This window comes from Streptomyces sp. NPDC087844 (genome assembly GCF_044742785.1).
Lineage (GTDB): Bacteria > Actinomycetota > Actinomycetes > Streptomycetales > Streptomycetaceae > Streptomyces.
Genome location: NZ_JBIUVD010000001.1, coordinates 568,122 through 594,624, shown reverse-complemented (window position 1 = coordinate 594,624; position 26,503 = coordinate 568,122). Strand labels below are relative to the sequence as shown.

Below are 26,503 nucleotides of genomic sequence, written 5' to 3'. Positions count from 1 at the left end.
ACCCCCGGTGCGCAGTTCCCCGCGCCCCCAAAAGGGGCGCGGGGAACCGCACAGTCTTCCAGCCCGTCCGGCGTGTGAGGACCGGGGGTTCGGGGGCAGCGCCCCCGAATACGTGAAAACTACGCCGGGACGGAGGCCACGCCCGGCGCCAGGAACGGCTTGCCGTTCACGCGCTGGGAGACACCCTCACGGTCCAGGTACGGCGTGATCCCACCCAGGTGGAAGGGCCACCCCGCACCGGTGATCAGGCACAGGTCGATGTCCTGAGCCTCGGCCACGACCCCCTCGTCGAGCATGAGCCCGATCTCCTGCGCGACGGCGTCGAGCACCCGCGCCCGCACCTGCTCCTCGCTCAGGACGACATCCCCCTGCCGCAGCAGCGCGGCGACCTCGGGGTCGAGCTCCGGCTTCCCGGAGTCGTACACGTAGAAGCCGCGCTTACCGGCCTTGACGACCGCCGCGAGGTTCGGGGAGACCGTGAAGCGGTCGGGGAAGGCCCGGTTGAGCGTCTCGGAGACGTGCAGACCGATCGCGGGGCCGACCAGTTCGAGCAGCACCAGCGGAGACATCGGCAGGCCCAGCGGCTCGACCGCCTTCTCGGCGACCGCGACCGGCGTGCCCTCGTCGATGACGTTCTGGATCTCGCCCATGAAGCGGGTGAGGATGCGGTTCACGACGAACGCCGGGGCGTCCTTCACCAGGACCGCGGTCTTCTTCAGCTTCTTGGCGACACCGAAGGCGGTCGCGAGCGCGGCGTCGTCCGTCGCCTCGCCCCGCACGATCTCAAGGAGCGGCAGGATCGCGACCGGGTTGAAGAAGTGGAAGCCCACGAGCCGCTCGGGGTGCTTGAGCTTCGACGCCATCTCGGTCACGGACAGCGAGGAGGTGTTGGTGGCGAGGATCGCGTGCGCCGGGGCGACCGCCTCGACCTCCGCGAACACCTGCTGCTTGACGCCGATCTCCTCGAAGACGGCCTCGATGATGAAGTCGGCGTCGGAGAAGCCCTCGGCCTTGTCCAGCACACCGGAGACCAGGGCCTTGAGGCGGTTGGCCTTGTCCTGGTTGACACGGCCCTTGCCGAGCAGCTTGTCGATCTCGGCGTGGACGTAGCCCACCCCCTTGTCGACGCGCTCCTGGTCGATGTCGGTCAGCACGACCGGCACCTCCAGGCGGCGCAGGAAGAGCAGGGCGAGCTGTGAGGCCATCAGGCCGGCGCCGACGACACCGACCTTGGTGACCGGGCGGGCGAGGGACTTGTCCGGGGCGCCCGCCGGGCGCTTGCCGCGCTTCTGGACGAGGTTGAACGCGTAGATGCCGGAGCGCAGTTCACCGCCCATGATCAGGTCGGCGAGCGCCTTGTCCTCGGCGTCGAAGCCCTGCTGCAGGTCGCCGTTCTTGGCGGCGGCGATGATGTCAAGGGCTCGGTACGCTGCCGGGGCCGCCCCGTGCACCTTGCTGTCCGCGATGAAGCGGCCCTTGGCGACGGCCTGGTCCCAGGCCTCGCCGCGGTCGATGACCGGGCGGTCGACGACGATCTCGCCCTTGAGGACGGCCGCCGTCCAGATCAGCGACTGCTCAAGGAAGTCCGCGCCCTCGAAGAGCGCGTCGGCGATCCCCAGCTCGTAGACCTGTACGCCCTTGAGCTGCTTGTTCTGGTTGAGCGAGTTCTCGATGATCACCGAGACGGCCTTGTCGGCCCCGATCAGGTTCGGCAGCAGGGCACAGCCGCCCCAGCCGGGCACCAGACCGAGGAAGACCTCGGGGAGCGAGAAGGCGGGCAGGGACGCGGACACCGTGCGGTAGGTGCAGTGCAGGCCTACCTCGACGCCGCCGCCCATGGCCGCGCCGTTGTAGTACGCGAAGGTCGGGACCGCGAGGGCGGACAGCCGCTTGAAGACCTCGTGGCCGCCCTTGCCGATGGCGAGCGCGTCCTTGTGCTCCTTGAGGAGTTCGACGCCCTTGAGGTCCGCGCCGACGGCGAAGATGAACGGCTTGCCGGTGACACCGACGCCGATGATCTCGCCGGCGGCGGCTTCCTTCTCGACCTGGTCGATCGCGGCGTTGAGGTTCGCCAGCGAGGCCGGGCCGAAGGTGGTCGGCTTGGTGTGGTCGAAGCCGTTGTCCAGCGTGACGAGCGCGAAGCGCCCAGCGCCGAACGGCAGGTCGAGGTGGCGTACGTGCGCCGACGTCACGACCTCGTCGGGGAACAGCTCCGCTGCGCCCTTCAGGAGTTCAGTGGTGCTCACTTGTCGCCTCCGGCGTCCTTGTGGTGCGGGTTCTCCCAGATCACCGTGGCGCCCATGCCGAAGCCGACGCACATGGTGGTGAGGCCGTAACGGACCTCCGGCTGCTCCTCGAACTGGCGGGCCAGCTGGGTCATCAGCCGGACGCCGGAGGAGGCCAGCGGGTGGCCGTACGCGATGGCGCCGCCGTACTGGTTGACGCGCGCGTCGTCGTCGGCGATGCCGTAGTGCTCCAGGAACGCGAGGACCTGGACGGCGAAGGCCTCGTTGATCTCGAAGAGGTTGATGTCCTCGATCGACAGACCGGCCTTCGCGAGGGCCTTCTCGGTGGCCGGGATCGGGCCGTAGCCCATGACCTCGGGCTCGACACCCACGAAGGCGTAGGAGACCAGTCGCATCTTGACCGGCAGGTCGTGCTCGCGGGCGAACTCCTCGGACGCGATGATCGAGGCGGTGGCGCCGTCGTTCAGACCGGCCGCGTTGCCGGCGGTGACCCGGCCGTGCACGCGGAACGGGGTCTTGAGCCCTGCCAGGTTCTCCAGGGTGGTCCCCGGGCGCATCGGCTCGTCGGCGGTGACCAGGCCCCAGCCCGTCTCACCGACCTCCGCGTTGGTGTTGCGCACCGAGATCGGCACCAGGTCCTGCTGGATCTTGCCGTTGGCGTACGCCTTGGCGGCCTTCTCCTGCGAACGCACGGCGTACTCGTCGGCGCGCCGCTTGGTGATCGTGGGGTAGCGGTCGTGCAGGTTCTCCGCGGTCATGCCCATGAAAAGGGCCGACTCGTCGACGAGCTTGTCGCTGACGAAGCGGGGGTTCGGGTCCACGCCCTCGCCCATGGGGTGGCGGCCCATGTGCTCGACACCGCCCGCGATGACGGCGTCGTACGCGCCGAACGCGACGGAGCCGGCGGCGGTCGTCACCGCGGTCAGCGCGCCGGCGCACATGCGGTCGATCGAGTAGCCGGGCACGGACTGGGGCAGCCCGGCCAGGATGCCGGCCGTGCGGCCCAGCGTCAGACCCTGGTCGCCGATCTGCGTGGTCGCGGCGATGGCGACCTCGTCGATCTTCTTCGGGTCGAGTCCGGGGTTGCGGCGCAGCAGCTCCCGGATCGCCTTCACGACGAGGTCGTCGGCACGGGTCTCGTGGTAGATGCCCTTCGGGCCCGCCTTGCCGAACGGGGTGCGGACGCCGTCGACGAAGACGACGTCCCTGACGGTACGAGGCACGATGGCTCTCCTCCAGATGCGGATTGCACTGCTGCGATGCGATGCGCTGAGCGCGCGCTCAGGTCCCATGCTACTTACGGGTAACGTAGCTGCCCAGTCCCGGGGCCCGGAGCGGCGAAGGTCACACTTCCAGTGTGGCCGCGGGGCGGGGGTGTGTCACACCTGCGGGGCCGCTGTGGCCGGTCGCGCAGTTCCCCGCGCCCCTGAAGGGCGAAAAGCTGGGGCGCAGCCCCGTTTTTCAGGGGCGCGGGGAACTGCGCGCTCAGCCGCGACGCGCCCGCACCTGACGTGCAACCGTCACCCACCCCTCCCAGGGGCGCGGGGAACTGCGCGACCGGCCCCCACCGGGGCCACACCCTCGGACGGACCGTTACCGCGGCGGCGCCGTGGACCCCCGGGGGGTCAGCACCGGGGTGGGCACCGGGTGAGAACCCCCGGCCCCACCGCCGGTGATGACGCCGAACAACGTTCGGGCGACCTCCGCCCCGAACCCGTGCACGTCATGACTCATCGCCGACAACGTCGGATGCGTCAACCGGCACAGCTGCGAGTCGTCCCACGCCAGCAGCGACACGTGCCCCGGCACCGACAGCCCCATCTCGGACGCCACCGACAGCCCGGCCACCGCCATGATGTCGTTGTCGTACACGATCGCGGTCGGCCGATCCGTGGCGGACGCGGTCAGCAACGACCGCGTCGCCCTCGCCCCCGCCTCACCGGAGAAATCGGTGGCCACCTGCCACGCCCCGCCCAGTTCCAGCTCCCGCGCGGCCGCGTCGAACGCGGCCGTACGGATCGCCGTGTGCCCGAGCGCCGCCGCCCCGCCGACCCGCGCGACCCTCCGGTGCCCGAGCGCCGCGAGATACCGCACGGCCTCCGTGACAGCGCTCGCGTCGTCGGTCCACACGGAGGTGAGCCCGCCGGTCAGGGAGGGGTGCCCGACGGCCACGACGGGCATCCCGAGCCGTTCGACGGCGGCCACCCGCGGATCGTCCGCCCGGAAGTCCACCAGGATCGATCCGCTGACGTGCTTGCCCCGCCACCAGGAGTCCTGGAGCCCGACCTCCTCCTCCACCGTCCGCAGAAGGCGCAGCAGCAGCGAGCAGGAGTGCTCGGTCAGCACGCTCTCCACACCCGAGATGAACTCCATGTAGAACGGTTCGAGCCCGAGCAGCCGCGCCGGCCGGCAGATCGCGAGGCCCACCACGTCCACCCGCCGCCCGGCCAGCGACCGCGCGGCGAGGTTCGGTGCCCAGCCCAGCTGGCGGGCCGCCTCGAAGATCCGGTCCCGGGTCGCCTCGGACAGTCCCGGTTTGTGGTTGAAGGCGAGCGACACGGCCCCCTTGGACACCCCGGCGCGGGCCGCGACGTCCTTGATGGTGACGCGGGGTGGTGTCGTCATCGTGCGGGCTCCACGCAGTACAGGGCGGAGCGTACGGTCTCCGCGTCCGGGTCCCCCAGAGTCTCCCAGCCCCGCACACCGATGGTCACCTGTTCGCCCGGGAGCAGCGTGACGAGCCCCCGGTCGGCCGACGCGGCGGATGACAGCCGGTCGGCCTGCAGCAGCAGATCCCGTACGAGCGTGTGAGCGGTGACGGTGACCTCTCCCGGAGCGGCGACCGAGACGTCGAACCGCGGCCTGGGGTACGGGATCTCGTGGTCGGCGACGGGAAAGTGCAGGGCCCGCAGCCCACCCGAGCCCTCGCTCGACTCCCCACCCGACTCCCCACCCGACTCCCCGCCCGAACCCCCGCCCCCGCCCGTGTCCGCCACCAGGAACTCCTTGGGCCCCACCGGCTCAAGATCCTTCGGTACGCGCAGGTCCCCGACCGCCCTGGCCCTCGCCGCCAACTCCACGGCGGCCTCCGCCACCACCCCGCCCTCCACCGACATCCGGCGCAGCACCGCCCGGCACGCCCACGGCTCGGCCGACTGGTTGACCGCCGCCAGTACGAGCCCTCCGGGCCGCGGTTGCAGCGTCAGCAGCCGGTCCGCGTACAGCCGTCTCAGCTCGTGGTAGAGCGGCTTCTCGCGGCCGTCCCCGTCTATCGCCGCCCAACTCGTCACCGGCCAGCAGTCGTTGAGCTGCCAGAGGATGGTGCCCGCGCACACCGGCCAGTGTGAGCGCCAGTGCTCGATGCCCGTGGCGACGGCCCGTGCCTGGTTCACCTGCGTGAGGTAGTGCCACCGGTCGAAGTCGGCTCCACCGAAGCCCTGTTCGGGCACGGGGAAGTGCCGGGCGAGCCCGCGCGCCAGTTTCCCGTTGCCGTCGTCCGCCTTCTGGTGGTGCAGCATGCCGGGGGAGTCGGGCGCGAGTACCTCGCCGGGCAGGGCGCGCCGCAGCGTGGCGTACGCGGGCGGTGCCTGCCAGCCGAATTCGGCCACGAACCGCGGTACTTCGAGCCGGTAGTCCGCGTAGTCCCGCCGGTTCCACACCTCCCAGGAGTGATGGGTGCCGTGGGCGGGGTCGTTGGGGTGGTGGTCCCAGGAACCCGACCACGGGCTGCCCGCCGCGTACGGCCGGGTCGGGTCCAACTCCGCGACCAGCCGCGGCAGCAGACCCAGGTAGTAGCCCTCACCCCACGAGTCCCCGGCCAGCCGCCGCTCCCAGTCCCAGTCCCGGAAGCCCCACAGGTTCTCGTTGTTGCCGTTCCACAGCACGAGCGAGGGATGCGGCATCAGCCGTACGACGTTCTCGCGGGCCTCGGCCTCCACCTCGCCGCGCAGGGGCTGCTCCTCCGGGTAGGCGGCGCAGGCGAAGGGGAAGTCCTGCCAGACCAGCAGGCCCAGTTCGTCGCAGGTGTCGTAGAAGTCCTCGCTCTCGTAGAGGCCGCCGCCCCACACGCGTACGAGGTCCACGCCGGCGTCGGCCGCCTGGGTCAGCCGGGTGCGGTAGCGCTCGCGCGTGATCCGGGAGGGGAGGACGTCGTCCGGGATCCAGTTGACGCCACGGGCGAAGAGCCGTTCGCCGTTGACGACGAAGGTGAACCCTGAGCCGTGCTCGTCGTCCCGACGGTCCAGTTCGACGGTCCTGAAGCCGACCCGACGACGCCAGGCATCCAACGGCCCGCCCGCTTCCGAGAGGACCAACTCGACCTCGAAAAGCGGCTGTTCACCGTATCCGCGCGGCCACCACAGGTCGACGTCCGGCACCTCGACGCGTACGACCGCACGTGTGCCGACGACGTCCACGGCCGCCTCGGCCCCGCCCACGCGCGCGCTCAGCGTCAGTCCGGCCTCGACCCGTGACCGCTCGACCTCCACATGCAACTCGACCCGCCCCAGGCGCTGTTCGACCGTCACGAGCGGACGCACCCGGGATATGCGCGCCGTCGTCCAGTGCTCAAGCCGCGCCGGTTTCCAGATGCCGGCCGTCACCAGCGTCGGGCCCCAGTCCCAGCCGAAGGAGCAGGCCATCTTGCGGAGGTACTGGAAGGGCTCGGGATATGCGTTCGGCCGCTCGCCGAGCCGCCCGCGCACCGCCTCCGCCTCGTCGTAGGCGGACCGGAAGTGGACCGAGAGGCGCCCGCCGAGCCCTGTGACGTCGAAGCGGTGCGAGCGGTGCATGTTCCGCGCCGTGCCCAGGAGTTGGCCGTCGAGCCGGACCTCGGCGACCGTGTCCAGGCCGTCGAGGACGAGGTCGGTCTGCTCGTGCCCGCCCGGCGTCAAGGCGAGCTCCGTCTCGTACAGCCAGTCGCGCCGCCCCACCCACGCCACCTCGGTCTCGCCGCGCCCGAGGAACGGGTCCGGCACGACCCCCGCCGCCAGGAGATCCGTATGCACGCAGCCCGGCACCGTGGCCGGGAGCTCGGCCCCGTCGTGTCGCAGGACCCATCCCTCGTGGATCGGCGTGACATCCAGCATGCGCACTCCTAAACCGGTATAGGCCAATGGGGACCCGACGGTAGTAAAAGCCTCTCGATCCTTGGCGAAATAAGGACTTTACCGGTTTAGCGACGGCTGCCAGAGTGCGGAACCAGCCATCCCACCCGTGCTCATCCGTCCCTGAACGGAGCTGGTGCAGATGAACCACCGCACGAAGATCGCCGGAAGCCTCCTCGCCGCCGCGCTGCTGGCCGCGGGGTGTACCGGAAGCGGAGGCACGTCGAAGGGCGCGGACGCCAAGGCCCCCGACGACCCGGAGAAGGTGTCCGGCACGATCACGGTCCTCACCCACCGGACCGACCTCGTGCAGGACGGCACGATGAAGAAGTACGCGGCCGAATTCAACAAGACCTATCCCAAGGTCGAGGTCGAGTTCGACGCCCTCACGGACTACGAGGGCGAGGTCAAGATCCGGATGAACACCGAGAACTACGGCGATGTGCTGATGATCCCCGCCGTGATCAAGAAGAACGACTACCCGAAGTTCTTCGCGTCCCTCGGCACCGGGACCGACCGCGCGAAGAAGTACCTGTTCACCGACTTCACCACGGTCGGAGGCAAGGTCTACGGGCAGAGCCCGATGGGAGCGCTCCCCGGCTTCCTCTACAACAAGCGGGTCTGGAAGGAGGCCGGGATCACCGACTGGCCCACGACACCGGCCCAGTTCGTCGCCGGTCTCAAGGCCATCAGAGCGAAGACCGACGCGACCCCGTACTACACGAACTTCAAGGACATGTGGCCGCTGACGCAGTGGACGTACGTCAACGGATCGGTCGGCTGCGACCCGCAGGCGACCAGCAGGCTGGCCGAGGGCGACCCGTGGGCGAAGGGCGAGGACCTGCGCGTCGCCGACACCCTGCTGTACGACATCGTGCGCGGCGATCTGATCGAGAAGGACCCGACGACCACCAACTGGGAGGCATCCAAGCCCAAGTTGGCCAAGGGTGACATCGCCACCATGTGGCTCGGCTCCTGGGCGATCACGCAGTTCCGGGCGGCGGCGAAGCAGGCGGGCGCGGACCCGGACGACATCGGCTTCATGCCCTTCCCGGCCCAGAAGGACGGCACGTTCTGCGCGACCATGTCGCCCGACTACAACCAGGCCGTCAACATCAACTCCGACCACAAGGCGGCGGCCCGCGCCTGGATCGACTGGTTCACCGACAAGTCCGGCTACGCGGCCGACAACCTGACCCTCTCACCGGTCAAGGGCGCCCCGCTGCCCGAGGTGCTGCGGCCGTACAAGGACGCGGGTGTGCGGCTCATCGAGCTGGACGACGCGAAGGGCGCGCAGGTCAAGGAGGTCGACAACCAGTCGGAGGTCGGCATCTACAAGCCCGACTACCGCCAGGACCTCGTCGACCTCGCCCGTGGCGCCAGGAAGGGCAGCCTCGACGACTTCCTCGGCGACCTGGGTGAGCGCTGGGCAGAGGCGCGGAAGTCCACGGGGTCCTGATGACGGACACGACCGAGAAGGCGGCGCGGCCCGAGGAGGCCGCGCCCGCCGTCCGCGCGACTCGCGCCCGCGCCCCTCGCGGGCTGCGTCTGCGGCGGGGCCTCACCCCGTGGCTCTTCCTCGCCGCCCCGCTGGTCCTGCTGATCACGTTCACGTACGCGCCGGTCGCCAACATGGTCGCGTACAGCTTCACCGACTGGGACGGTGTCAGCCCGGAGCTGAGCTACACGGGCGGAGAGAACTACGTCGAACTCCTCACCCGGCCCGAGCTGTTCGAGGTCTTCTTCGTCAGCGGCTACTACCTGGCCGCGTCCGTCGTGCAGATCGTCGTCGCGCTCTACTTCGCGACGGTCCTCAGCTTCCACGTGCGCTTCCGGAACTTCTTCAAGGGGGTGCTCTTCTTCCCGTACCTGATCAACGGGGTGGCGATCGGTTTCGTCTTCCTCTACTTCTTCCAGGACGGCGGCACCCTCGACTCGGTCCTGAGCCTTGTCGGTGTCCACTCCGACCGCGCCTGGCTGGGTACCCCGGTCTCCGCGAACGTCTCACTGGCGGGTGTCTCCGTCTGGCGCTACCTGGGCCTGAACTTCGTCCTGTTCCTCGGCGCGATCCAGTCCATCCCGGGCGAGCTGTACGAGGCCGCCGAACTGGACGGAGCGACCCGCTGGCACCAGTTCCGGTACATCATCGCGCCCGGCATCAGGCCCGTACTCAGCCTGACCGTCATCCTGTCCATCTCCGGCTCGCTGTCCGCCTTCGAGGTGCCGTTCATCATGACCGGCGGCGCGACCGGCACGGAGACCTTCGTGATCCAGACGGTGAAGCTGGCCTTCCAGTTCAACAAGACGGGGCTGGCCTCGGCGGCGGCGGTCGTACTGCTCCTGATCATCCTGGCGGTGACCTGGGTCCAGCGACGCCTCGTCCCGGACGACAAGGTGGATCTCGTATGACTCGCGTGTCACGCACCCGGGTCGCCCGGACCCTCACCTACCTGTCGCTGATCGCCGCGAGCGTGGTCGTCCTGCTGCCCCTCCTCGTGGTCCTCCTGACCTCCCTCAAGTCGGAGCAGGAGATGGCGAACGACAGCGGGGCGCTGCAACTCCCCGACGACCCGCTGAACTTCGACAACTACGTGACGGCGTTCCAGGACGGCCGGATGCTCTCGGCGTTCGGGAACACCGCGTTCATCCTGCTCTTCTCCGTCACCGGCACGGTGATCATCGGGTCGATGGCGGCGTACGCGATCGACCGCTACACCTTCCGCTTCAGGAAGCTGGTCGTCGCGCTGTTCCTGGTCGCCACGCTCGTACCCGGCGTGACCACCCAGGTGGCGACCTTCCAGATCGTCGACAGCTTCGGCATGTTCGACAGCCGCTGGGCGCCGATCGTGCTCTACATGGGCACGGACATCGTCTCGATCTACATCTTCCTGCAGTTCGTCCGGTCGATCCCCGTCTCGCTCGACGAGTCGGCCCGGCTCGACGGCGCGAACGCGTTCACGATCTACCGGAAGATCATCCTGCCGCTGCTGAAGCCCGCGATCGCGACGGTGGTCATCGTGAAGGGGATCACCGTCTACAACGACTTCTACATCCCGTTCCTCTACATGCCGTCCGAGGATCTTGGCGTGATCTCAACGTCGCTGTTCCGCTTCAAGGGCCCGTTCGGAGCACATTGGGAGAACATCTCGGCGGGAGCGGTCCTGGTCATCCTCCCCACGCTGCTGGTCTTCCTGTTCCTGCAGCGCTACATCTACAACGGCTTCACGAGGGGCGCGACGAAGTAGGGCGCCCCGTAGGGCGCCCCTTCAGGGGCGCGGCCTCAGTCCTTGGTCCTGGCCTTGGCGGCCAGCGCGGCGACAAGCACCGGCGCAACCAACGCGACCTGCCACCCCCGGGCCCCGTACCCCTCAAGAGCGGCAGCGACGGACGCCACGTCCGGAGCGACAGGCGGCTCCCAGCAGACCCGCCGAACCGTGTCCGGAGTGATCAGATTCTCCTGAGGCATGTTGAGCGTCTCCGCCAGCGCGGACACAGCGGCCCGCGCCGCCGACAACCGCGCCGCGGCGGCCGGATCCTTCTCGGCCCAGGCGCGCGGCGGAGGCGGCCCGGTGAGCGCTTGCCCCGGCTGCGGCAGCTCGGCGTCGGGGAGTTCCTTCGCCCGGTCCACGGCCGCCTGCCACTGGTCCAGCTGGCGCCGGCCCATGCGGTGCCCGAAGCCGTTCAGCGCGGCGAGCGCGTGCACATTGGCCGGTACGGCCAGCGCGGCCTCGACGATCGCCCCGTCGCCGAGGATCTTGCCCGGCGAGATGTCCCGCCGCCGCGCCGCCCGGTCCCGGGTCTCCCACAGCTCCCGTACGACAGCCATCTGCCGGCGGCGCCGCACCTTGTGCATGCCCGACGTGCGGCGCCACGGGTCCTTGCGGGGCTCCGGCGGGGGCGCCGAGGCGATCGCGTCGAACTCCTCGCGGGCCCACTCCAGCTTGCCCTGCCGGTCGAGCTCCTTCTCCAGCGCGTCCCGCAGGTCGACGAGCAGCTCCACGTCGAGCGCCGCGTAGCGCAGCCACGGCTCGGGCAGCGGACGGGTCGACCAGTCGACCGCCGAGTGCCCCTTCTCCAGTACGAAGCCCAGGACGCCCTCGACCATCGCGCCGAGCCCGACCCGCGGGAACCCGGCGAGCCGGCCGGCCAGCTCGGTGTCGAACAGGCGGCTGGGGACCATACCTATCTCCCGCAGGCACGGCAGGTCCTGGGTGGCCGCGTGCAGCACCCACTCCACTCCGGAGAGGGCCTCGCCCAGGCCCGACAGGTCGGGGCAGGCGACGGGATCGATGAGCGCGGACCCCGCGCCCTCCCGGCGCAACTGCACCAGATACGCGCGCTGGCCGTAGCGATAGCCGGACGCCCGCTCGGCGTCGACGGCGACGGGGCCGGTGCCGGCCGCGAACGCGGCGATCATCTCGGCGAGGGCGTCCTCGTCGGTGATCACCGGCGGAATTCCGTCGCGGGGCTCCAGCAAGGGGATCGGCGCCGGTTCGACGTCGTCCGGAGGAGCGCCTCCGGTGGTTCGCAGTGAACTGTCTGCTGCGGTCTCTTGGGCGTCGGTCACCTGTCAAGGGTATCTGTGTATGACAGACGCCCGTCGACGGAACGTTCCGTCGACGGGCGTCAGAGGGTCGTAAACCAGTCAGGTCGGTGAATCCTGCACCGGTCGGGCGTCCTGGTTCGGGCGGAGGGGATGATCCGGTTCGGGCGGAGGGGAAGAGGTCGGCGGGGTCAGTGGATGATTCCCGTGCGCAGGGCCACCGCCACCATGCCGGCGCGGTCGCCCGTGCCGAGCTTGCGGGCGATGCGGGCGAGGTGGCTCTTGACGGTCAGCGCGGACAGGCCCATCGAGACGCCGATGGCCTTGTTCGACTGGCCCTCCGCCACCAGTCGGAGCACCTCGACCTCACGGCCGGACAGCTCGCGGTAGCCGCCCGGGTGGCTCGGGGAACCCGGGGGGCGGCGGTGCATACGGGCGGCGGCCGAGCCGATGGGAGCGACGCCCGGCCGGGTGGGCAGTCCGATGTTCGTACGGGTGCCGGTGACGACGTAGCCCTTGACGCCGCCCGCGAGGGCGTTGCGTACGGCACCGATGTCGTCGGCGGCGGACAGGGCCAGGCCGTTCGGCCAGCCCGCGGCGCGGGTTTCGGACAGGAGGGTGAGGCCGGAGCCGTCGGGGAGATGGACGTCTGCGACACAGATGTCGCGGGGGTTGCCGATGCGGGGACGAGCCTCCGCGACGGACGAAGCCTCGATCACGTCGCGAACACCGAGCGCCCACAGGTGGCGGGTGACGGTGGAGCGCACGCGGGGGTCGGCCACGACCACCATCGCGGTCGGCTTGTTCGGGCGGTAGGCGACCAGGCTTGCGGGCTGCTCAAGGAGAACGGACACCAGGCCTCCTGGGGTGCGGGGAAGGGGGATCGGCTGTGGGGATGAAGCCGGGACGAACCGTGCTTTCAAGGTCACAGAGGTCTTCGGCATCAAACCCGTCCGCCTTTAGAGAATGATCACGATTTGGTGAGTAATAATGCGTGCAATTCGGACGCACGATCGATCAACCGAAGATCGAAACGAGTCCGCTCCGCTTCGATACGAGGCCGAAAGTGGTCGTATCGATAAAAGGGCAAACGTGTTTTCGTGCAGGCCGCGGGTGATTCGGGGTCACGCGAGAGGGGCGTGGAAGCGCGTTCGGGGCGCGGGCACGGTTCGGCCACCCCCCGGCGGCGCTCCGGAAGGGGGAGAGCCGACGGAGGGTTGACGGCGAGCCCCGGCAACACGACTGAAGCCGCACCTCCCAGGAGGCACGGCTTCAGCACGGCTTCGAGTAGGCCCCGTCGAGGGGCGAGGGGCGAGGGGGGAGGGGCGAGGGGCGAGAGGCGCGGAGAACCGCGCGACCGCCACGACGCACCGGTGGACGACATCCGGCCGTCCAGCGGGGCGTTCGGCGAAGCGCCTAGCGGCTCTGCGGCCCCCGCCGCTGCGGCAGCGTGACGATCGACGCGTCACCGGGCGCGGCCGGCGGCAGCCCGGCGATCTGGGCGAGCAGGTCACACCAGGAGGCCAGATGTGACGCCGTGTCGGGGACCCCGCCCAGACCCTCACGCGGAGTCCAGGACGCCCGGATCTCGATCTGCGACGTCGGCGGTCGCTCCGACAGACCGCCGAAGTAGTGCGAGCCGGCCCTGGTGACCGTGCCACTGGGCTCGCCGAACGACAGACCGCGAGCCTGGAGCGCACCCGTCAGCCAGGACCAGCAGACGTCGGGGAGCAGCGGATCGGAGGCCATCTCCGGCTCCAGTTCCGCACGGACCAGCGTCACCATGCGGAACGAACCCTGCCAGGCGTCGTGTCCGGCCGGGTCGTGCAGCAGGATCAGACGGCCGTCCGCCAGATCCTCGTCACCGTCGACGACGGTGGCCTCCAGCGCGTACGCGAACGGCGCGAGCCGTCGCGGTGCCTTCGTCGGATCGATCTCGATCTGCGGCCGCAACCGCGCGGCCCTCAACGCATCGACGGCAGCTCGAAAAGGCAGCGGAGCCGCCTCCATCGCATCCCGCTCCCCCTCCTTCGGGTCGTCCATTCCAGCGCCGTCCGACAGTCGTCCCTGAGCCGCAGCCATGCGGGGAAGATTAAGGGGAACCGAGCCTTTGCGCAGGGAGAGACACCCGTGCGCCGGACCACTGTCCGGATCGCGTTGCCGAAAAGCGACCCTTGACGCGCCGTTTCGCGGCGGTGCGGGAGGGAGTGCCGGGCTCGGTGCGAGTGCGCGCGGGCCGGGGCGTCCCCGCGTCGGACCCCGGCTCCCGGTGCCTGCGGAGCGTGCGAGACTTTTCGTCGTGAGCGTCATTGACCGCCCCAAGGGCCAGCAGCCGACCGCGACCTACGACTCCGCCTTCCTCAAGGCGTGCAGGCGTGAACCCGTGCCGCACACGCCCGTGTGGTTCATGCGGCAGGCCGGGCGCTCACTGCCCGAGTACCTGAAGGTGCGCGAGGGCATCCCCATGCTGGAGTCCTGCATGCGGCCCGAGCTGGTCGCCGAGATCACCCTCCAGCCGGTCCGCCGGCACAAGGTGGACGCGGCGATCTACTTCAGCGACATCGTCGTACCGCTGAAGGCCATCGGTATCGACCTGGACATCAAGCCCGGCGTGGGCCCCGTCGTCGAGAAGCCGATCCGCACCCGCGCCGACCTCGACCAGCTGCGCGATCTGACGCCGGACGACGTCCGGTACGTCACCGAGGCGATCGGACTGCTCACCCGTGAACTGGGTCCGACCCCCCTCATCGGCTTCGCGGGCGCGCCCTTCACCCTCGCGAGCTACCTCGTGGAGGGCGGTCCCTCCCGCAACCACGAGCACACCAAGTCCCTCATGTACGGCGACCCGCAGCTCTGGGCCGACCTGCTCGACCGGCTCGCCGACATCACCGCCGCCTTCCTGAAGGTGCAGATCGAGGCGGGTGCCTCCGCCGTCCAGCTCTTCGACTCCTGGGTCGGCGCCCTCGCCCCCGCCGACTACCGGCGTTCCGTGCTGCCCGCCTCCACGAAGGTCTTCCGGGCCGTCGAGTCGTACGGCGTTCCGCGCATCCACTTCGGTGTGGGTACGGGGGAACTGCTGGGGCTGATGGGCGAGGCGGGCGCGGATGTCGTGGGCGTCGACTGGCGTGTGCCGCTGGACGAGGCGGCGCGGCGGGTCGGCCCCGGCCGGGCCCTTCAGGGGAACCTCGACCCCGCGGTGCTCTTCGCCCCGACCGAGGTCGTGGAGGCCAAGGCCCAGGAGGTGCTCGACGCTGCCGCGGGGCTTGAGGGGCATGTGTTCAACCTCGGGCACGGGGTCCTGCCGTCGATGGATCCGGACGCGTTGAGCCGGCTCGTGGAGTACGTGCAGACGCGTACGGCCCGGTAGGCCCTGTTTCGGCTGCGGCTCCGTCGTGGCCGGCCGCGTGGTTCCCCGCGTCGCTTTCGGGGCGCGGGTCGCTCACCGGCGATGGTGGGCCCTTCTGCCCCACAGGAGGCCGCGGGGCTGGGGTGGGGGCGGGGTGCCCCGGCGCAGGGGCCAGGCCAGGAGCATGCCTGTCAGGAAGCCGACCACGTGGGCCGCGTACGCCACGGTGCCGGCTTCGGAGACGCCCTTGCCGGACGAGTACATCGCCTGGAGGCCGAACCAGAAGCCCAGCACGATCCAGGCGGGCAGCCGCAGCGGCAGGAAGATCAGGAACGGGACCAGGACCCAGACCCTGGCCCGTGGGTAGAGGACCAGATACGCGCCCAGCACTCCGGCGATCGCGCCCGACGCACCGATCAGCGGGTCGATGGAGTCGGCGTTGACGAGCGCGAAGCCGTAGGCCGCCGCATAGCCGCAGACGACGTAGAAGAGCGCGTAGCGGATGTGGCCGAGGCGGTCCTCGATGTTGTTGCCGAAGATCAGCAGGAAGAGCATGTTGCCGAGCAGGTGCACCCAGCCGCCGTGCAGGAACATCGCGGTGAGGACCGAAAGCTGCGGTGACTTGTCGTAGCCGGGCGGGCCGACGACGCAGCCGCGACCGGTGGCGCCCACCCCCACGTCACCGGTGGGGACCGTGGTCGGGAGCTGCCCGTGGATCAGCTCCCGCGGGACCGCGGCCCAGTGGTCGAGGAACGCCTGCAGATGACACAGCTGCGACAACTGGGACGGACCGCCCTCGCCGGTGAGCGAACTCGCCACGCCCGGAGTGGCCAGGAAGACCGCGAAGTTGGCGACGATCAGCGCGTACGTCACATACGGCGTGCGGCGTGCCGGGTTCACGTCATGGACGGGTATGACCACGGGGGAATCCTGCCCCGGTTCAGGGAGTCTGAACGGGGGCGGGGTGGTGTGCGTATGTTTCGGCAACCGCCAGTGATCCCAGCAATACGTGAGGAACAGGTCATGAACGACCGAGCCACTCAGCCCTTGATCGCCACGCCGGACGGCGAGGCGGAACTCGCCGTGGTACTCAGGCTGTCCTGGGAGGACGTGGCCGCGCTCGGCCAGGAGGCGGGGCGGCTGGCCGCGAGCATGCAGCGGCCCGTGACCCTGGACGAGGCGGCGAGTCATCGGCTGCGGGGACGGCAGGCGGCGTCGCATGCGCGGCCTGCCGCCGCCTCGGCCATGCCGGCGGCGGCGCCCGCTGTGGGTGGCCCCCAGGTTTCCGCGGTGTCGTCGTTGTCGCGGACGCCGGGGGAGCAGGCTCGGCAGGCCATAGAGAAGATCAACGGCAATGCCCAGGGGGCTTGAGACGGCGGCGCCGCTGTTCGGCTGACGGCCGGTGGGGGTCGGGCGCGCAGTTCCCCGCGCCCCTGAAGGGGCTGCGCCACTTCGGCGGCGCGGCCCTACTGGGTGGTTTTGCGTACCGCTATCACCGCCTTGCGGGCCGCTACCAGGATGGGGTCCCAGACCGGGGAGAACGGTGGGGCGTAGCCGAGGTCCAGGGCTGTCATCTGTTCGACCGTCATGCCTGCGGTGAGGGCGACGGCGGCGATGTCCACGCGCTTGGCGGCGCCCTCGCGGCCGACGATCTGGACGCCCAGAAGGCGGCCGGTGCGCAGTTCGGCCAGCATCTTCACCGTCATGAGGTCGGCCTTCGGGTAGTAGCCCGCGCTGTTCGTCGACTCGATCGTGACCGCCTCGAAGCGCAGCCCCGCCCGGCGCGCGTCCTTCTCGCGCAGGCCCGTACGGGCGATCTCCAGGGCGCAGACCTTGCTCACCGCCGTGCCGACGACACCGGGGAACGTGGCGTAGCCGCCGCCGACGTTCGAGCCGATCACCTGGCCGTGCTTGTTGGCGTGGGTGCCCAGCGCGATGTGGCGCTCACGGCCCGAGACCAGGTCGAGGACCTCGACGCAGTCGCCGCCCGCCCAGATGTTCTCGTGGCCGCGCACCCGCATGGCCAGGTCCGTCAGGAGCCCTCCGTGGTCGCCGAGCGGCAGTCCCGCGGCCTCGGCGAGCGTGGTCTCCGGCCGGACGCCGATGCCGAGGACCACCACGTCCGCCGGGTACTCGGCGTCCTGAGTGGCGACCGCGCGGACCCGCCCGTCGTCACCGGTGAGGATCTTGGTGACCTCGGCGTCGTTCACCATGGTGATGTTCATTCCCTCCATGGCCTCGTGCACCAGGCGGCCCATGTCCGGATCGAGCGTGGCCATCGGCTCCTTGCCACGGTTGACGACCGTCACCTCGTACCCACGGTTGATCAGCGCCTCGGCCATCTCCACGCCGATGTAGCCCGCGCCGATCACGACGGCGCGGCGGCCCTCCGTACGGCTCAGCGTGTCGATGAGGGCCTGTCCGTCGTCGAGGGTCTGCACCCCGTGCACCCCGGGGGCGTCCATACCGGGCAACGACGGCCGCACCGGCTGGGCGCCCGTCGCGATCACGAGCTTGTCGTACGACGTCCACGCCTCGGTCCCGGAGTCCAGGTCGCGGGAGCGCACCCGGCCGCCGTCGACATCGAGTTCCGTGACCTCCGTACGCATCCGCAGGTCGATCCCGCGTTCCCGGTGCTCCTCGGGCGAGCGGGCGATCAGCTTGTCCCGGTCGTCGACCTGGCCGCCCACCCAGTACGGGATGCCGCACGCGGAGAAGGAGCTGAAGTGTCCCCGTTCGAAAGCGATGATCTCCAGTTCGTCGGGGCCCTTCAGCCTGCGTGCCTGGGACGCGGCGGACATGCCCGCCGCGTCCCCTCCGACGACCACCAGACGCTCTTTCGTACGGTTCTCGCGGCTCATAGTCATGCGAACACGCTACGGGGGCCCCGCGTTTCAGTCCCGCTCAGGCTCGCCGCCCGTAGCCGCGGGGGTGGTCGCAGGGGCCGTCGTGCCGCCCCGTGTCCGGCCGCGCAGGAAACGTACCCACAGGAACAGCAGCAGCGCCGCGCCCACCAGGAAGGGCAGTACCGCGCTCAGCGCCAGCGCGATCCAGCGGAACATGCTGACGAACGCGTCCCAGCCGCCCCCGAGCGCGTCGGCGAAACCGGGATCGTCGTCCCCGGAGGCCTTCTTCACCGGTGTCTCGGACAGCGACAACGTGATCGTGGCCAGGCTCGTACGGTCCTTCAGCGAGGCCTGCTGGGCCAGCAGCGACTCCAGGTCGGCCTGGCGCGTGCTCAACTCCCCCTCCAGGGTGACCACATCGCTCAGCTTGGAGGCCCGGTCCATCAGCTCGCGGATCCGCGCCACGCTGGCCCGCTGCGACTTCACCCGGCTCTCCACGTCGACGACCTGCTCGGTGACGTCCTCCGCCTTCGCCTTCAGGTCGAGGAGCTTGCCCGAGCCCGCCAGTTCGGCGCGGACCTCCTCGTACCTCTCCGCCGGGATCCGCAGGACGACGCGGGAACGCTCGCGGCCCTCGGAGTCGCGGTCCGTGGTCTCGTCGCCGACCATGCCGCCCGCGTTCTCGACCACGGTGCGGGCCTCGGCGAGCGACTTCGGTACGTCCTTGACCCGCACGGTCAGCGAGGCGGTGTGGATGATGTGGGCGGCCGGCCCCGGTACCGGTGCGGCCTTCTCGCCCTTGGCGCCACCCGCGCCCCTGTCGGCCGCACTGCCCTCGTCGGCCGCGCCCGCTCCCGCGTTCAGGGCGTCCGGGGCGGCGGCCTTGTCGCTGTCCGACCCGCCGTCGCCCGAGTTCGTGCACCCCGTCAGGGCGAGGGCGCCGGAGAGCAACAGCGCCGAGAGGAGCTGTATGGGCTGTACGGGGCGTGAGGAGCGGTACCGGGTCGTGCCGCTGCCCTCGCCGCCGCTCTTGCCGCTGCCACGTGTCCGCATGTCGGTGTACCCCCGAGGTGTCGTGATGAGCGTCGTGATGACTGACGTTCCTTCGACGCCCGAGACCCGCGGGACGTTGGCCGGATCCGGTCCCGAAGAGGTCACGGTCCGGCCTCGTCATGGACACCGCGCCCGCTCGCCGGGGCGCCGGGGCCCGGGGACGGCGTACCGGGTCTGGGACAGTGGACACATGCACGCAGACACACGTACGGGCCCGGGTCACGTCGTCGTCATCGGGGGCGGCATCGCCGGTCTGGCCGCCGCGCACCGGCTGCTGAACGGCGGCGCGCGCGTGACCGTCCTGGAGGCGTCCGACCGGCTCGGCGGCAAGTTGCTGCCGGGCTCCATCGCGGGCGCCCGGGTCGACCTGGGCGCCGAGTCGATGCTCGCGCGACGGCCCGAGGCGGTCGCGCTCGCCCACGAGGTGGGCCTCGCGGACCGGCTCCGGCCGCCGAACACCGTGGGCGCCTCGATCTGGACGCGCGGCGCGCTCAGGCCCATGCCCAAGGGACACGTCATGGGGGTCCCCGCGGACGCGGCGGCCCTCTCCGGGGTGCTCTCCGACGAAGGCCTGCGCCGCATCGAGCGCGACCGCGACCTGCCGCGCACGGAGGTCGGCGACGACGTGGCGGTGGGCGCCTTCGTCGCGGAGCGCCTCGGCCGCGAGGTCGTCGACCGGCTCGTCGAGCCGCTGCTCGGCGGGGTCTACGCGGGCGACGCGTACCGCATCTCGATGCGTTCGGCCGTCCCCCAGCTCTTCGAGGCGGCCCGTGCGCACGCCTCGCTCACGGAGGCGGTCCGCGAGATCCAGGCGAAGGCCGCGCGCGGCCGGCGGCCGGATCAGCAGGCCGGCCCGGTCTTCATGGGCATCGAGGGCGGCGTCGGCCAACTGCCGCTCGCCGTCGCCGAGTCGGTACGCGCCCGGGGCGGCGAGATCGTCACGGGAGCGGCGGTCACGGAGCTGCGACGGGTCACGGGCGACGCGGCCGGTGCCGAGCGGCACGAGGGCTGGCGGATCGTCGCGGGCGGCCGGGTGCTGGCGGCCGACGCCGTCGTCGTGGCGGTGCCCGCGGGCGCCGCCGCCGCACTGCTGGGCACGGAGGCCCCCGCCGCCGCGGCCGAGCTCGCGGCCGTCGAGTACGCGTCCATGGCGCTGATCACCCTCGCCTATCGCCGGGACGGGACGGCCCTCCCCGAGGGCAGCGGTTTCCTGGTCCCGCCCGTCGACGGGCGGACCATCAAGGCGTCGACGTTCGCGTCCCAGAAGTGGGGCTGGATCGCCGAGGAGAACCCGGACACGGTGGTCCTGCGCACCTCCGTCGGCCGGTACGGGGAGACGGAGATCCTCGGCCGCGAGGACGCCGACCTCGTCGACGTGTCCCGGCACGACCTGCGCGAGGCCACCGGCCTCAGCGCGAAGCCCCTGGAGACCCGGGTGACCCGCTGGAACGACGGACTGCCCCAGTACCCGGTCGGGCACCACGCGCGCGTGGCCCGCATCCGCGAACACGTCGGCAGGGTGCCGGGCCTCGCCGTGTGCGGAGCGGCGTACGACGGCGTGGGCATCCCGGCCTGTGTAGCGAGCGCGAACACCGCCGTGGACTCGCTCAGGGGCGACGACCGGCTCACGGACGCGCTGACCACCGACCCGGTGCGGAGCCCGCACGGCGGAGCGGGAGAATAGCCCCATGAGTGACGACGCCCCCACCACCGGCCAGGCCAGGACCGCGAACGCCGGCAAGAAGGCCAAGGACCTCAACGAGGTCATCCGCTACACCCTCTGGTCCGTGTTCAAACTGCGTGACGTGCTGCCCGACGGCGCCGCGCGCGCCGGCTACGCGGACGAGGTCCAGGAGCTGTTCGACCAGCTCGCCGCCAAGGACGTCACGGTCCGTGGCACCTACGACGTGTCGGGGCTGCGCGCCGACGCCGACCTCATGGTGTGGTGGCACGCCGAGACCGCCGACCAGCTCCAGGAGGCGTACAACCTCTTCCGCCGTACGAAGCTGGGGCGCGCGCTCGAACCGGTGTGGTCGAACATGGCGCTGCACCGGCCGGCGGAGTTCAACCGTTCGCACGTGCCCGCGTTCCTCGCCGACGAGACGCCGCGCGACTACATCAGCGTGTATCCCTTCGTGCGCTCCTACGACTGGTACCTGCTGCCGGACGAGGACCGGCGGCGGATGCTCGCCGACCACGGGAAGATGGCCCGCGGCTACGCGGACGTGCGGGCCAACACGGTCGCCTCGTTCTCGCTGGGCGACTACGAGTGGATCCTCGCGTTCGAGGCGGACGAGCTGTATCGCATCGTGGACCTGATGCGACACCTTCGCGCGTCGGAGGCCCGCATGCACGTCCGCGAAGAGGTCCCGTTCTACACGGGCCGCCGCAAGTCCGTAACCGAACTGGTGGCGAGCCTCGCCTGACCTTCCAGGAGGCGCGGGGAACGGCGCAGTCTTTCAAGGGGCGCGGGGAACGGCGCAGTCTTTTGGGGGCGCGGGGAACGGCGCAATCGTTCAGGCCCGGTAGGGGCTGGTCGCGCAGTTCCCCGCGCCCCTGTAAGGCAAAAGACTGCGCCGTTCCCCGCGCCCCTGAAGGACGAAAGCCCCTAGCGGGGCTCCGGGGGCCTGTGGGGGGCGCAGGTCGTCCGGGGGGCCGGGACCCGGCCCTCCAACAGGTACGCGTCCATGTGGGCGTTGACGCACGCGTTGGACCCGCCCCCGATCCCGTGCGAACCAGCCCCCCGCTCGGTGACCAGCGCGGAGCCCGAAAGACGCCGGTGCATCTCCAGCGCACCGGCGTACGGCGTCGCGGCGTCGCGTTCCGCGGCGAGGACGAGCGTGGGCGCCAGCTCACCGGGGAACGTGCGGATGTCGAGCGGCCGTTGGCGCGGCAGCGGCCAGTAGGCGCAGGGCAGGTTCATCCAGGCGTTGGACCAGGTCTCGAAGGGCGCCACGCGCGCGAGGCGCGTGTTGTCGCGGTCCCAGGTGCGCCAGGCCCGCGGCCAGGGCGCGTCGTTGCACTCGACGGCCGTGTAGACGGCCTTGCTGTTCTCCTGCTCCTTCACCGCGTCCCGGTGCGGCCCCGCCTGCCGGATCAGCGGCTTCGGGTCGCCCTTCAGATACGCGGAGAGCGCCAGCGCACGCTGCGGCCAGTAGTCGTCGTAGTACCCGGCCTGCAGGAACGCGCCGTGCAGCTGCCCCGGTCCGACCTCGCCGCCCGCGGGTTCCGCCGCGAGCCGCGCGCGTACCCGCTCGTAACTGCGTCGCACCTCCTCCGCCGTGCGGCCCAGCCCGTACACCTTGTCGTGTGTGGCGGTCCAGGCGCGGAAGTCGGCCCAGCGGCGCTCGAAGGCGGCCGACTGGTCGAGGTTGTTTTGGTACCAGACCTTCGCCGGGTCCGGGTTGACGGCCGAGTCGAGGACCATCCGGCGGACGTGCGAGGGGAACAGCTCCGCGTACAGGGCCCCGAAGTACGTGCCGTAGGACGCCCCCATGAAGGTCAGCTTCCGCTCACCCAGGGCCGCGCGCAGGACGTCCAGGTCACGGGCGTTGTTGACCGAGGTGAAGTGCCTGATCGCACGGCCCGACCGCTCGACACAGCCTCGCGCGTACGCCTTCGCCCGCGCGACGCGCTCCCTCTTGTACGACTCCGAGGGGTGCGTCGGCGACTGCGAGGGCCCCTTCAGGAGCAGTTTCGGGTCCTGGCAGGACAGCGGGGCCGAGCGGGCCACCCCGCGCGGGGCGTACCCGACGAGGTCGTAGGCCGACGCGATGCGCTTCCACTCCGGGATCATGCCGATCAGCGGGAAGTACATGCCGGACGCGCCGGGCCCGCCGGGGTTGTAGACGAGCGAACCCTGTCGCGGGACGGACCGCTTGCTGTCCTTGGCGTCCTTGCCGGTCGCCCGCACCCGGCTGACGGTCAGCTTGATCTGCTTGCCTTCGGGGTGCGCGTAGTCGAGCGGGACCGGCACCGTGCCGCACTGCAGGGTGGCCGGGCCGTCCTGGTCCTCGGAACACGTCCCGAAGCGGATGCCGTCGGCGGCGGCGCGTTCGGCGGCGACCGCCGTACCGTGCCGCTCGGCCCAGCCGGAGCCCCACGTCGGCGCCCGGCCCGATGAGGCCTGGGCGCTTCCCGCGGGCGGTGCGACCGCGACGACAGCGGTCAGGATCAGGGATCCGGCTGTTCCGCGGAGGACGGCAGCTCGCATCAGATTCCCTTCAGCGCACGACAGTAATAAAAGGGATATTTGGTCCGGGGCTCGGCGAAGTAAAGAACCGGCCCGCGGATGTCGGCCCAATGACCCCGATGCGCACCCGGCACGCGCCGGTGGCGCCCCCTGGGACCCGCCACGTTCCGCGTCGGCGGTACTTCGGCTGCTAGTGCTTGTTGTCCCTGCCCTCTGCCCTGCGCTCTGCCCCGTCGTCGGCTGGCGGGGCGGTCGCGGCCGGGGGCAGGGAGTAGGTCGGGGTGGGGGTGGCGGGCACGGGGGGACTGGGTGAGGCCTTCGGGCCGGGAGGCGCGGGGGAGTGGGTGAGTGGGGGCGCGCTCGCGGAGGCCGCGTCACGGGCCAGGGCGTCGAAGTCGACCAGACCGGTCGCCTCCAGGACCGTGATGTGGTCCAGCACCGTGGTGTTCGCGTCGTCGGCGAGGTCACGGACGAGTGAGTTGCGGGTGTTCGCGCGGATCTGGGCGACCAGGCCGAACACCTTGCCGTGCGCGGCGCGCAGGATGTTCGCGAACTGCCTGTCGTACTCCCCGCCCCGTGCCGCGCTCAGCGTGGCGAGCCAGGCCCGCTGCTGTTCGCTGGGCTGGTTGGGCAGTTCGAGGCCGAGCCGCGCTGCCACGTCGCGTACGCGCGCGTCCAGGAACGTATGGCCCCCGACGAGGTGCTCGCCCGCCGTCCGTACGGCCTTGGTGGTGCCGCGTTCCTCGGCCTGCTGCCCGGCGGGCAGCTCCCACAGGCCCGCGAGCCGCACCTTCGTGACGAACTCCCGGTCCTGCGCGGACAGCGGTCCGAAGCTCGTCGACACGGTCTCGGCGTTCAGCGTGTCCACGCCCGTGCCCGACCGGTCGGCGTACGACCAGATCGGGAAGAACAGTGCCACGAGGGTCGTCGTCAGACCCGCGATGATGAGCCCGGTGCCGGTGAACAGTCCGCGGCCGTCGATGGATCGCATGGTGCCTCCTGTTGCGGCACCGCACGTTAGTGCGCTTCTGGTGGAGGTTGGCATAGTACTTCGTGGCGTACGCCAACTGTGGTACGGGTTTGGACGAATGAAGTATGCGCTCCGAACAGGTCGGCGGTACCTGCCAGACCGGGTGTTTCCGCAGACGGGGGCGGTGCAGCCCGCGACGCCCGACAGTCGTCCGGGCTCGGCCAGTGACACGCGCGTACAGGACTTGCTGTGTGCCGACTGGGTGCGCGCCCGCGCGGCCCGATCGTCGCGGGGCGGCGCTGAGCAGGCACGGGGTCCGCGTTGCTGTACACACCGGGCACGGCTGTCGCCCTGGTGAGCGAAGTCACGGGTGACGAGGGCCTTCTACGTCTCCCGTCGACCGATTCTCAACGCCTCAGCAGCACCCGGCGCGTGGCGCGTACCAGCCGGGCCGCCGGGCGCTGCGACAACGGCGCCGGGCCCGAACGCTCCAGCCACCAGCCGCTCACCCGGCGCCGCACGTCCGCGTCCTGGAGGCGTCCGTCGAACAGCAGGTGCTCGGCGAAGTCCAGCGCGTCCCGCCGGTAGCCGTCGGCCATCGGGTGACCGTGGGCGTACGCCAGGAACGCCTTCCGGTACGCCTCGGCCAGGATCTCCGTCAGCTCCGGAGCGACCTTGGCCACGACGTCGGCCCGCTTGCCCGCCAGCGCCCGGGCCTGCACGGCCAGCCGGGCCCGGTCGAACCCCTCGGGCACGGGCGTCCCGGCGACGAGCGCGGACAGGAGGGCGGCCTGCGCGAGCGCGAGCCGCTGCCGGGCAGGACCGATGGGTGCTCGGGCCTCTGCCCCTACGACGGAGGCGCGGCCGTCGCCGGTGGCTTTCTGGGCTTCACCCTGAACGACGGAGGCCTGACTGTCGCCGGTGGCTGGTTGGGCCGCTGGCCCGGAGATGCGGCTGCCGCCGGCCCCCGCGACGCGGGGGGCTTCCGCAGCCGCGTCGTTCTTCGCGACCCCGACGACCCCCGCGACCCCGACGGGCTCCGTGTCGCCGCCGGCCCCCATGCGGGCAACGGTCCCCGTGCGGGCAACGGTTTTCGGGGCGTCGTCGACCTCCGTAGTTCCGTCCGTCTTCGGGAGGCGGTCGGCTTTCGTGGCTCCGGCGGTCTCCGTGCGGCGGCCGGTCCTCGTGGCGCCGGCGGATCGCGGGCCGCTGCCGGTTCCCGGGTCGCCGCCCGTCCTCGCGGGCGCGGCGCTTCGTGGTGTTGCCGCTTCGGATGCGGCACCCTTCTCCACCGTTTCGCGGATCGCGATCAGTTCGCGCTCCAGCTCGGCCGGTTCGGGGAAGTTCTCGTCGCGCTCAAGGAGCACGCCCGGCGGGCGGACCCGGGAGGCCAGCTCGGCGAGCACGTCGAGGACCGCCGGGGGCACGGCGTGCGCGTGGCTGTCGTGCCAGACGCCGTCACGCTCGAAGCCGCCGGCGACATGGACGTACGCGATGGCCTCGACGGGCAGTTCGTCGAGCGCGCGGGCGGGGTCCTCGCCGCGGTTGACGTGGTTGGTGTGGAGGTTGGCCACGTCGATGAGCAGGCGTACGCCGGTGCGGTCGACCAGGTCGTACAGGAACTGGCCCTCGGTCATCTCCTCGCCCGGCCAGCAGATCAGCGCCGCGATGTTCTCCACCGCGAGCGGCACGGGAAGCGCGTCCTGTGCGATCCGGACGTTCTCGCACAGGACGTCGAGGGCGTCCCGGGTGCGGGGGACGGGCAGCAGGTGTCCGGCCTCCAGGAGCGGCGAGGCGGTCAGCGCCCCGCCCGCCCGGACGAACGCGATGTGCTCGGTGACCAGCGGGGAGCCGAGGGCCTCGGCGCGGGCCGCCAGGTCGGCGAGTTTCGCCTCGGCGGGGCGGTCGGCGCCGCCGAGCCCTAGCGACACCCCGTGCGGGACCACGGTCACGCCGCGCTCCCGCAGCCGCACCAGCGATTCGGGGAGATGTCCGGGGCAGACGTTCTCGGCGACGGCCTCGACCCAGTCGATGCCGGGCATGCGCTCCACGGCCTCGGCGATCTCCGGCCGCCACCCGATCCCCGTACCCAGGTTCCTCATCGTCCCCCTCCTCCACTCCCGCACCACGACTTCACCAGGACCTGTACGCGTCTCCTTCGACGGACCTGTGTTCCGGCGTGACGGGGTGATGGCCCCGGCG

General features: G+C 71.0%; 20 protein-coding genes. 7 read left to right on the top strand and 13 right to left on the bottom strand.

Going from position 1 to position 26,503, the window contains the following annotated elements; genetic code table 11:
* Nucleotides 1-119: 119 nt before the first annotated feature.
* The 4 genes from ACIOKD_RS02350 to ACIOKD_RS02335 form a co-directional block, all read right to left on the bottom strand.
* Nucleotides 120-2,246: a 3-hydroxyacyl-CoA dehydrogenase NAD-binding domain-containing protein gene (locus tag ACIOKD_RS02350; protein ID WP_402076979.1), complete on the bottom strand. Its 2,127-nt coding sequence runs from the start codon at nt 2,244-2,246 to the stop codon at nt 120-122.
* On the bottom strand, nt 2,243-3,469 hold the full coding sequence (locus ACIOKD_RS02345; protein WP_402076976.1) for a thiolase family protein: 1,227 nt from the start codon (nt 3,467-3,469) through the stop codon (nt 2,243-2,245). The genes ACIOKD_RS02350 and ACIOKD_RS02345 overlap by 4 nt, the downstream gene beginning before the upstream one ends.
* A gap of 370 nt (nt 3,470-3,839) precedes the next feature.
* Nucleotides 3,840-4,871, bottom strand: a complete 1,032-nt coding sequence (locus tag ACIOKD_RS02340; protein WP_402076973.1) for a LacI family DNA-binding transcriptional regulator — start codon at nt 4,869-4,871, stop codon at nt 3,840-3,842.
* Nucleotides 4,868-7,333, bottom strand: a complete 2,466-nt coding sequence (locus tag ACIOKD_RS02335; RefSeq protein WP_402076970.1) for a glycoside hydrolase family 2 protein — start codon at nt 7,331-7,333, stop codon at nt 4,868-4,870. Before ACIOKD_RS02335 ends, ACIOKD_RS02340 begins: the two co-directional genes overlap by 4 nt.
* 160 nt (nt 7,334-7,493) lie before the next feature.
* Here ACIOKD_RS02335 and ACIOKD_RS02330 point away from each other — a divergent pair, with 160 nt between their 5' ends.
* From ACIOKD_RS02330 to ACIOKD_RS02320, 3 genes are read left to right on the top strand one after another with little or no spacing between them, the layout of a single operon-like run.
* Complete coding sequence (locus ACIOKD_RS02330) at nt 7,494-8,810, top strand: ABC transporter substrate-binding protein (protein ID WP_402076968.1); 1,317 nt, start codon at nt 7,494-7,496, stop codon at nt 8,808-8,810.
* Entirely contained in the window at nt 8,810-9,760 is a 951-nt protein-coding gene (locus tag ACIOKD_RS02325) for a carbohydrate ABC transporter permease (RefSeq protein ID WP_402076965.1), read from the top strand. Before ACIOKD_RS02330 ends, ACIOKD_RS02325 begins: the two co-directional genes overlap by 1 nt.
* Nucleotides 9,757-10,596, top strand: coding sequence for a carbohydrate ABC transporter permease (locus ACIOKD_RS02320; RefSeq protein ID WP_402076963.1), 840 nt, complete (start codon nt 9,757-9,759; stop codon nt 10,594-10,596). Before ACIOKD_RS02325 ends, ACIOKD_RS02320 begins: the two co-directional genes overlap by 4 nt.
* A gap of 35 nt (nt 10,597-10,631) precedes the next feature.
* Here the strand turns inward: ACIOKD_RS02320 and ACIOKD_RS02315 are convergent, their stop codons facing one another.
* The 3 genes from ACIOKD_RS02315 to ACIOKD_RS02305 form a co-directional block, all read right to left on the bottom strand.
* Nucleotides 10,632-11,918 carry an HRDC domain-containing protein gene (locus ACIOKD_RS02315; RefSeq protein ID WP_402076961.1) on the bottom strand — a complete coding sequence of 429 codons (1,287 nt, stop codon included), beginning with the start codon at nt 11,916-11,918 and terminating at the stop codon, nt 10,632-10,634.
* 167 nt (nt 11,919-12,085) lie between these two features.
* Nucleotides 12,086-12,748, bottom strand: coding sequence for a response regulator transcription factor (locus tag ACIOKD_RS02310; protein WP_362780558.1), 663 nt, complete (start codon nt 12,746-12,748; stop codon nt 12,086-12,088).
* Between the two features lie 562 nt (nt 12,749-13,310).
* Nucleotides 13,311-13,937, bottom strand: a complete 627-nt coding sequence (locus ACIOKD_RS02305) for a DUF3000 domain-containing protein (RefSeq protein WP_402077679.1) — start codon at nt 13,935-13,937, stop codon at nt 13,311-13,313.
* 256 nt (nt 13,938-14,193) lie between these two features.
* Between ACIOKD_RS02305 and hemE the strand changes: the two genes are divergently transcribed.
* Entirely contained in the window at nt 14,194-15,261 is a 1,068-nt protein-coding gene (gene hemE, locus ACIOKD_RS02300) for a uroporphyrinogen decarboxylase (RefSeq protein ID WP_402076956.1), read from the top strand.
* Between the two features lie 72 nt (nt 15,262-15,333).
* On the opposite strand, the gene ACIOKD_RS02295 is transcribed toward hemE, so the two are convergent.
* Nucleotides 15,334-16,161, bottom strand: coding sequence for a rhomboid family intramembrane serine protease (locus ACIOKD_RS02295; protein WP_402076953.1), 828 nt, complete (start codon nt 16,159-16,161; stop codon nt 15,334-15,336).
* Nucleotides 16,162-16,263: 102 nt separating this feature from the next.
* On the opposite strand from ACIOKD_RS02295, the gene ACIOKD_RS02290 reads away from it, so the two are divergent.
* Nucleotides 16,264-16,611, top strand: coding sequence for a hypothetical protein (locus ACIOKD_RS02290; RefSeq protein ID WP_402076951.1), 348 nt, complete (start codon nt 16,264-16,266; stop codon nt 16,609-16,611).
* Between the two features lie 95 nt (nt 16,612-16,706).
* Here the strand turns inward: ACIOKD_RS02290 and ACIOKD_RS02285 are convergent, their stop codons facing one another.
* Both ACIOKD_RS02285 and ACIOKD_RS02280 read right to left on the bottom strand, forming a co-directional pair.
* Nucleotides 16,707-18,107 (bottom strand): FAD-dependent oxidoreductase, encoded by a 1,401-nt coding sequence (locus ACIOKD_RS02285; RefSeq protein WP_402076949.1) that lies wholly within the window; start codon nt 18,105-18,107, stop codon nt 16,707-16,709.
* A 27-nt stretch (nt 18,108-18,134) separates the two neighbouring features.
* The gene (locus tag ACIOKD_RS02280; protein ID WP_402076946.1) at nt 18,135-19,139 is read right to left on the bottom strand and encodes a DUF4349 domain-containing protein; all 1,005 of its coding nucleotides are present in this window, start codon (nt 19,137-19,139) and stop codon (nt 18,135-18,137) included.
* Between the two features lie 190 nt (nt 19,140-19,329).
* Between ACIOKD_RS02280 and hemG the strand changes: the two genes are divergently transcribed.
* Together hemG and hemQ are read left to right on the top strand one after the other, a co-directional pair.
* Nucleotides 19,330-20,823: a protoporphyrinogen oxidase gene (gene hemG, locus ACIOKD_RS02275; RefSeq protein ID WP_402076944.1), complete on the top strand. Its 1,494-nt coding sequence runs from the start codon at nt 19,330-19,332 to the stop codon at nt 20,821-20,823.
* Between the two features lie 4 nt (nt 20,824-20,827).
* On the top strand, nt 20,828-21,565 hold the full coding sequence (hemQ, locus tag ACIOKD_RS02270; RefSeq protein ID WP_402076942.1) for a hydrogen peroxide-dependent heme synthase: 738 nt from the start codon (nt 20,828-20,830) through the stop codon (nt 21,563-21,565).
* Between the two features lie 182 nt (nt 21,566-21,747).
* Here the strand turns inward: hemQ and ACIOKD_RS02265 are convergent, their stop codons facing one another.
* From ACIOKD_RS02265 to ACIOKD_RS02255, 3 genes are all read right to left on the bottom strand, one after another.
* Nucleotides 21,748-23,352 (bottom strand): alpha/beta hydrolase, encoded by a 1,605-nt coding sequence (locus tag ACIOKD_RS02265; RefSeq protein ID WP_402076939.1) that lies wholly within the window; start codon nt 23,350-23,352, stop codon nt 21,748-21,750.
* A 169-nt stretch (nt 23,353-23,521) separates the two neighbouring features.
* Nucleotides 23,522-24,322, bottom strand: a complete 801-nt coding sequence (locus ACIOKD_RS02260) for a DUF4142 domain-containing protein (RefSeq protein WP_402076937.1) — start codon at nt 24,320-24,322, stop codon at nt 23,522-23,524.
* A 386-nt stretch (nt 24,323-24,708) separates the two neighbouring features.
* Entirely contained in the window at nt 24,709-26,403 is a 1,695-nt protein-coding gene (locus ACIOKD_RS02255; protein ID WP_402076934.1) for a DUF692 family multinuclear iron-containing protein, read from the bottom strand.
* Nucleotides 26,404-26,503: the final 100 nt, after the last annotated feature.

Bases quoted from the DNA above. Each gene is read 5' to 3' on its own strand.
- ACIOKD_RS02330 (WP_402076968.1), top strand. From the start codon at position 7,494: ATGAACCACCGCACGAAGATCGCCGGAAGCCTCCTCGCCGCCGCGCTG.
- ACIOKD_RS02325 (WP_402076965.1), top strand. From the start codon at position 8,810: ATGACGGACACGACCGAGAAGGCGGCGCGGCCCGAGGAGGCCGCGCCC.
- hemG (WP_402076944.1), top strand. From the start codon at position 19,330: ATGCACGCAGACACACGTACGGGCCCGGGTCACGTCGTCGTCATCGGG.
- ACIOKD_RS02255 (WP_402076934.1), bottom strand. From the start codon at position 26,403: ATGAGGAACCTGGGTACGGGGATCGGGTGGCGGCCGGAGATCGCCGAG.
- ACIOKD_RS02285 (WP_402076949.1), bottom strand. From the start codon at position 18,107: ATGACTATGAGCCGCGAGAACCGTACGAAAGAGCGTCTGGTGGTCGTC.
- hemQ (WP_402076942.1), top strand. From the start codon at position 20,828: ATGAGTGACGACGCCCCCACCACCGGCCAGGCCAGGACCGCGAACGCC.
- ACIOKD_RS02280 (WP_402076946.1), bottom strand. From the start codon at position 19,139: ATGCGGACACGTGGCAGCGGCAAGAGCGGCGGCGAGGGCAGCGGCACG.
- ACIOKD_RS02265 (WP_402076939.1), bottom strand. From the start codon at position 23,352: ATGCGAGCTGCCGTCCTCCGCGGAACAGCCGGATCCCTGATCCTGACC.
- ACIOKD_RS02340 (WP_402076973.1), bottom strand. From the start codon at position 4,871: ATGACGACACCACCCCGCGTCACCATCAAGGACGTCGCGGCCCGCGCC.
- ACIOKD_RS02335 (WP_402076970.1), bottom strand. From the start codon at position 7,333: ATGCTGGATGTCACGCCGATCCACGAGGGATGGGTCCTGCGACACGAC.
- ACIOKD_RS02320 (WP_402076963.1), top strand. From the start codon at position 9,757: ATGACTCGCGTGTCACGCACCCGGGTCGCCCGGACCCTCACCTACCTG.
- ACIOKD_RS02305 (WP_402077679.1), bottom strand. From the start codon at position 13,937: ATGGACGACCCGAAGGAGGGGGAGCGGGATGCGATGGAGGCGGCTCCG.
- ACIOKD_RS02290 (WP_402076951.1), top strand. From the start codon at position 16,264: ATGAACGACCGAGCCACTCAGCCCTTGATCGCCACGCCGGACGGCGAG.
- ACIOKD_RS02260 (WP_402076937.1), bottom strand. From the start codon at position 24,322: ATGCGATCCATCGACGGCCGCGGACTGTTCACCGGCACCGGGCTCATC.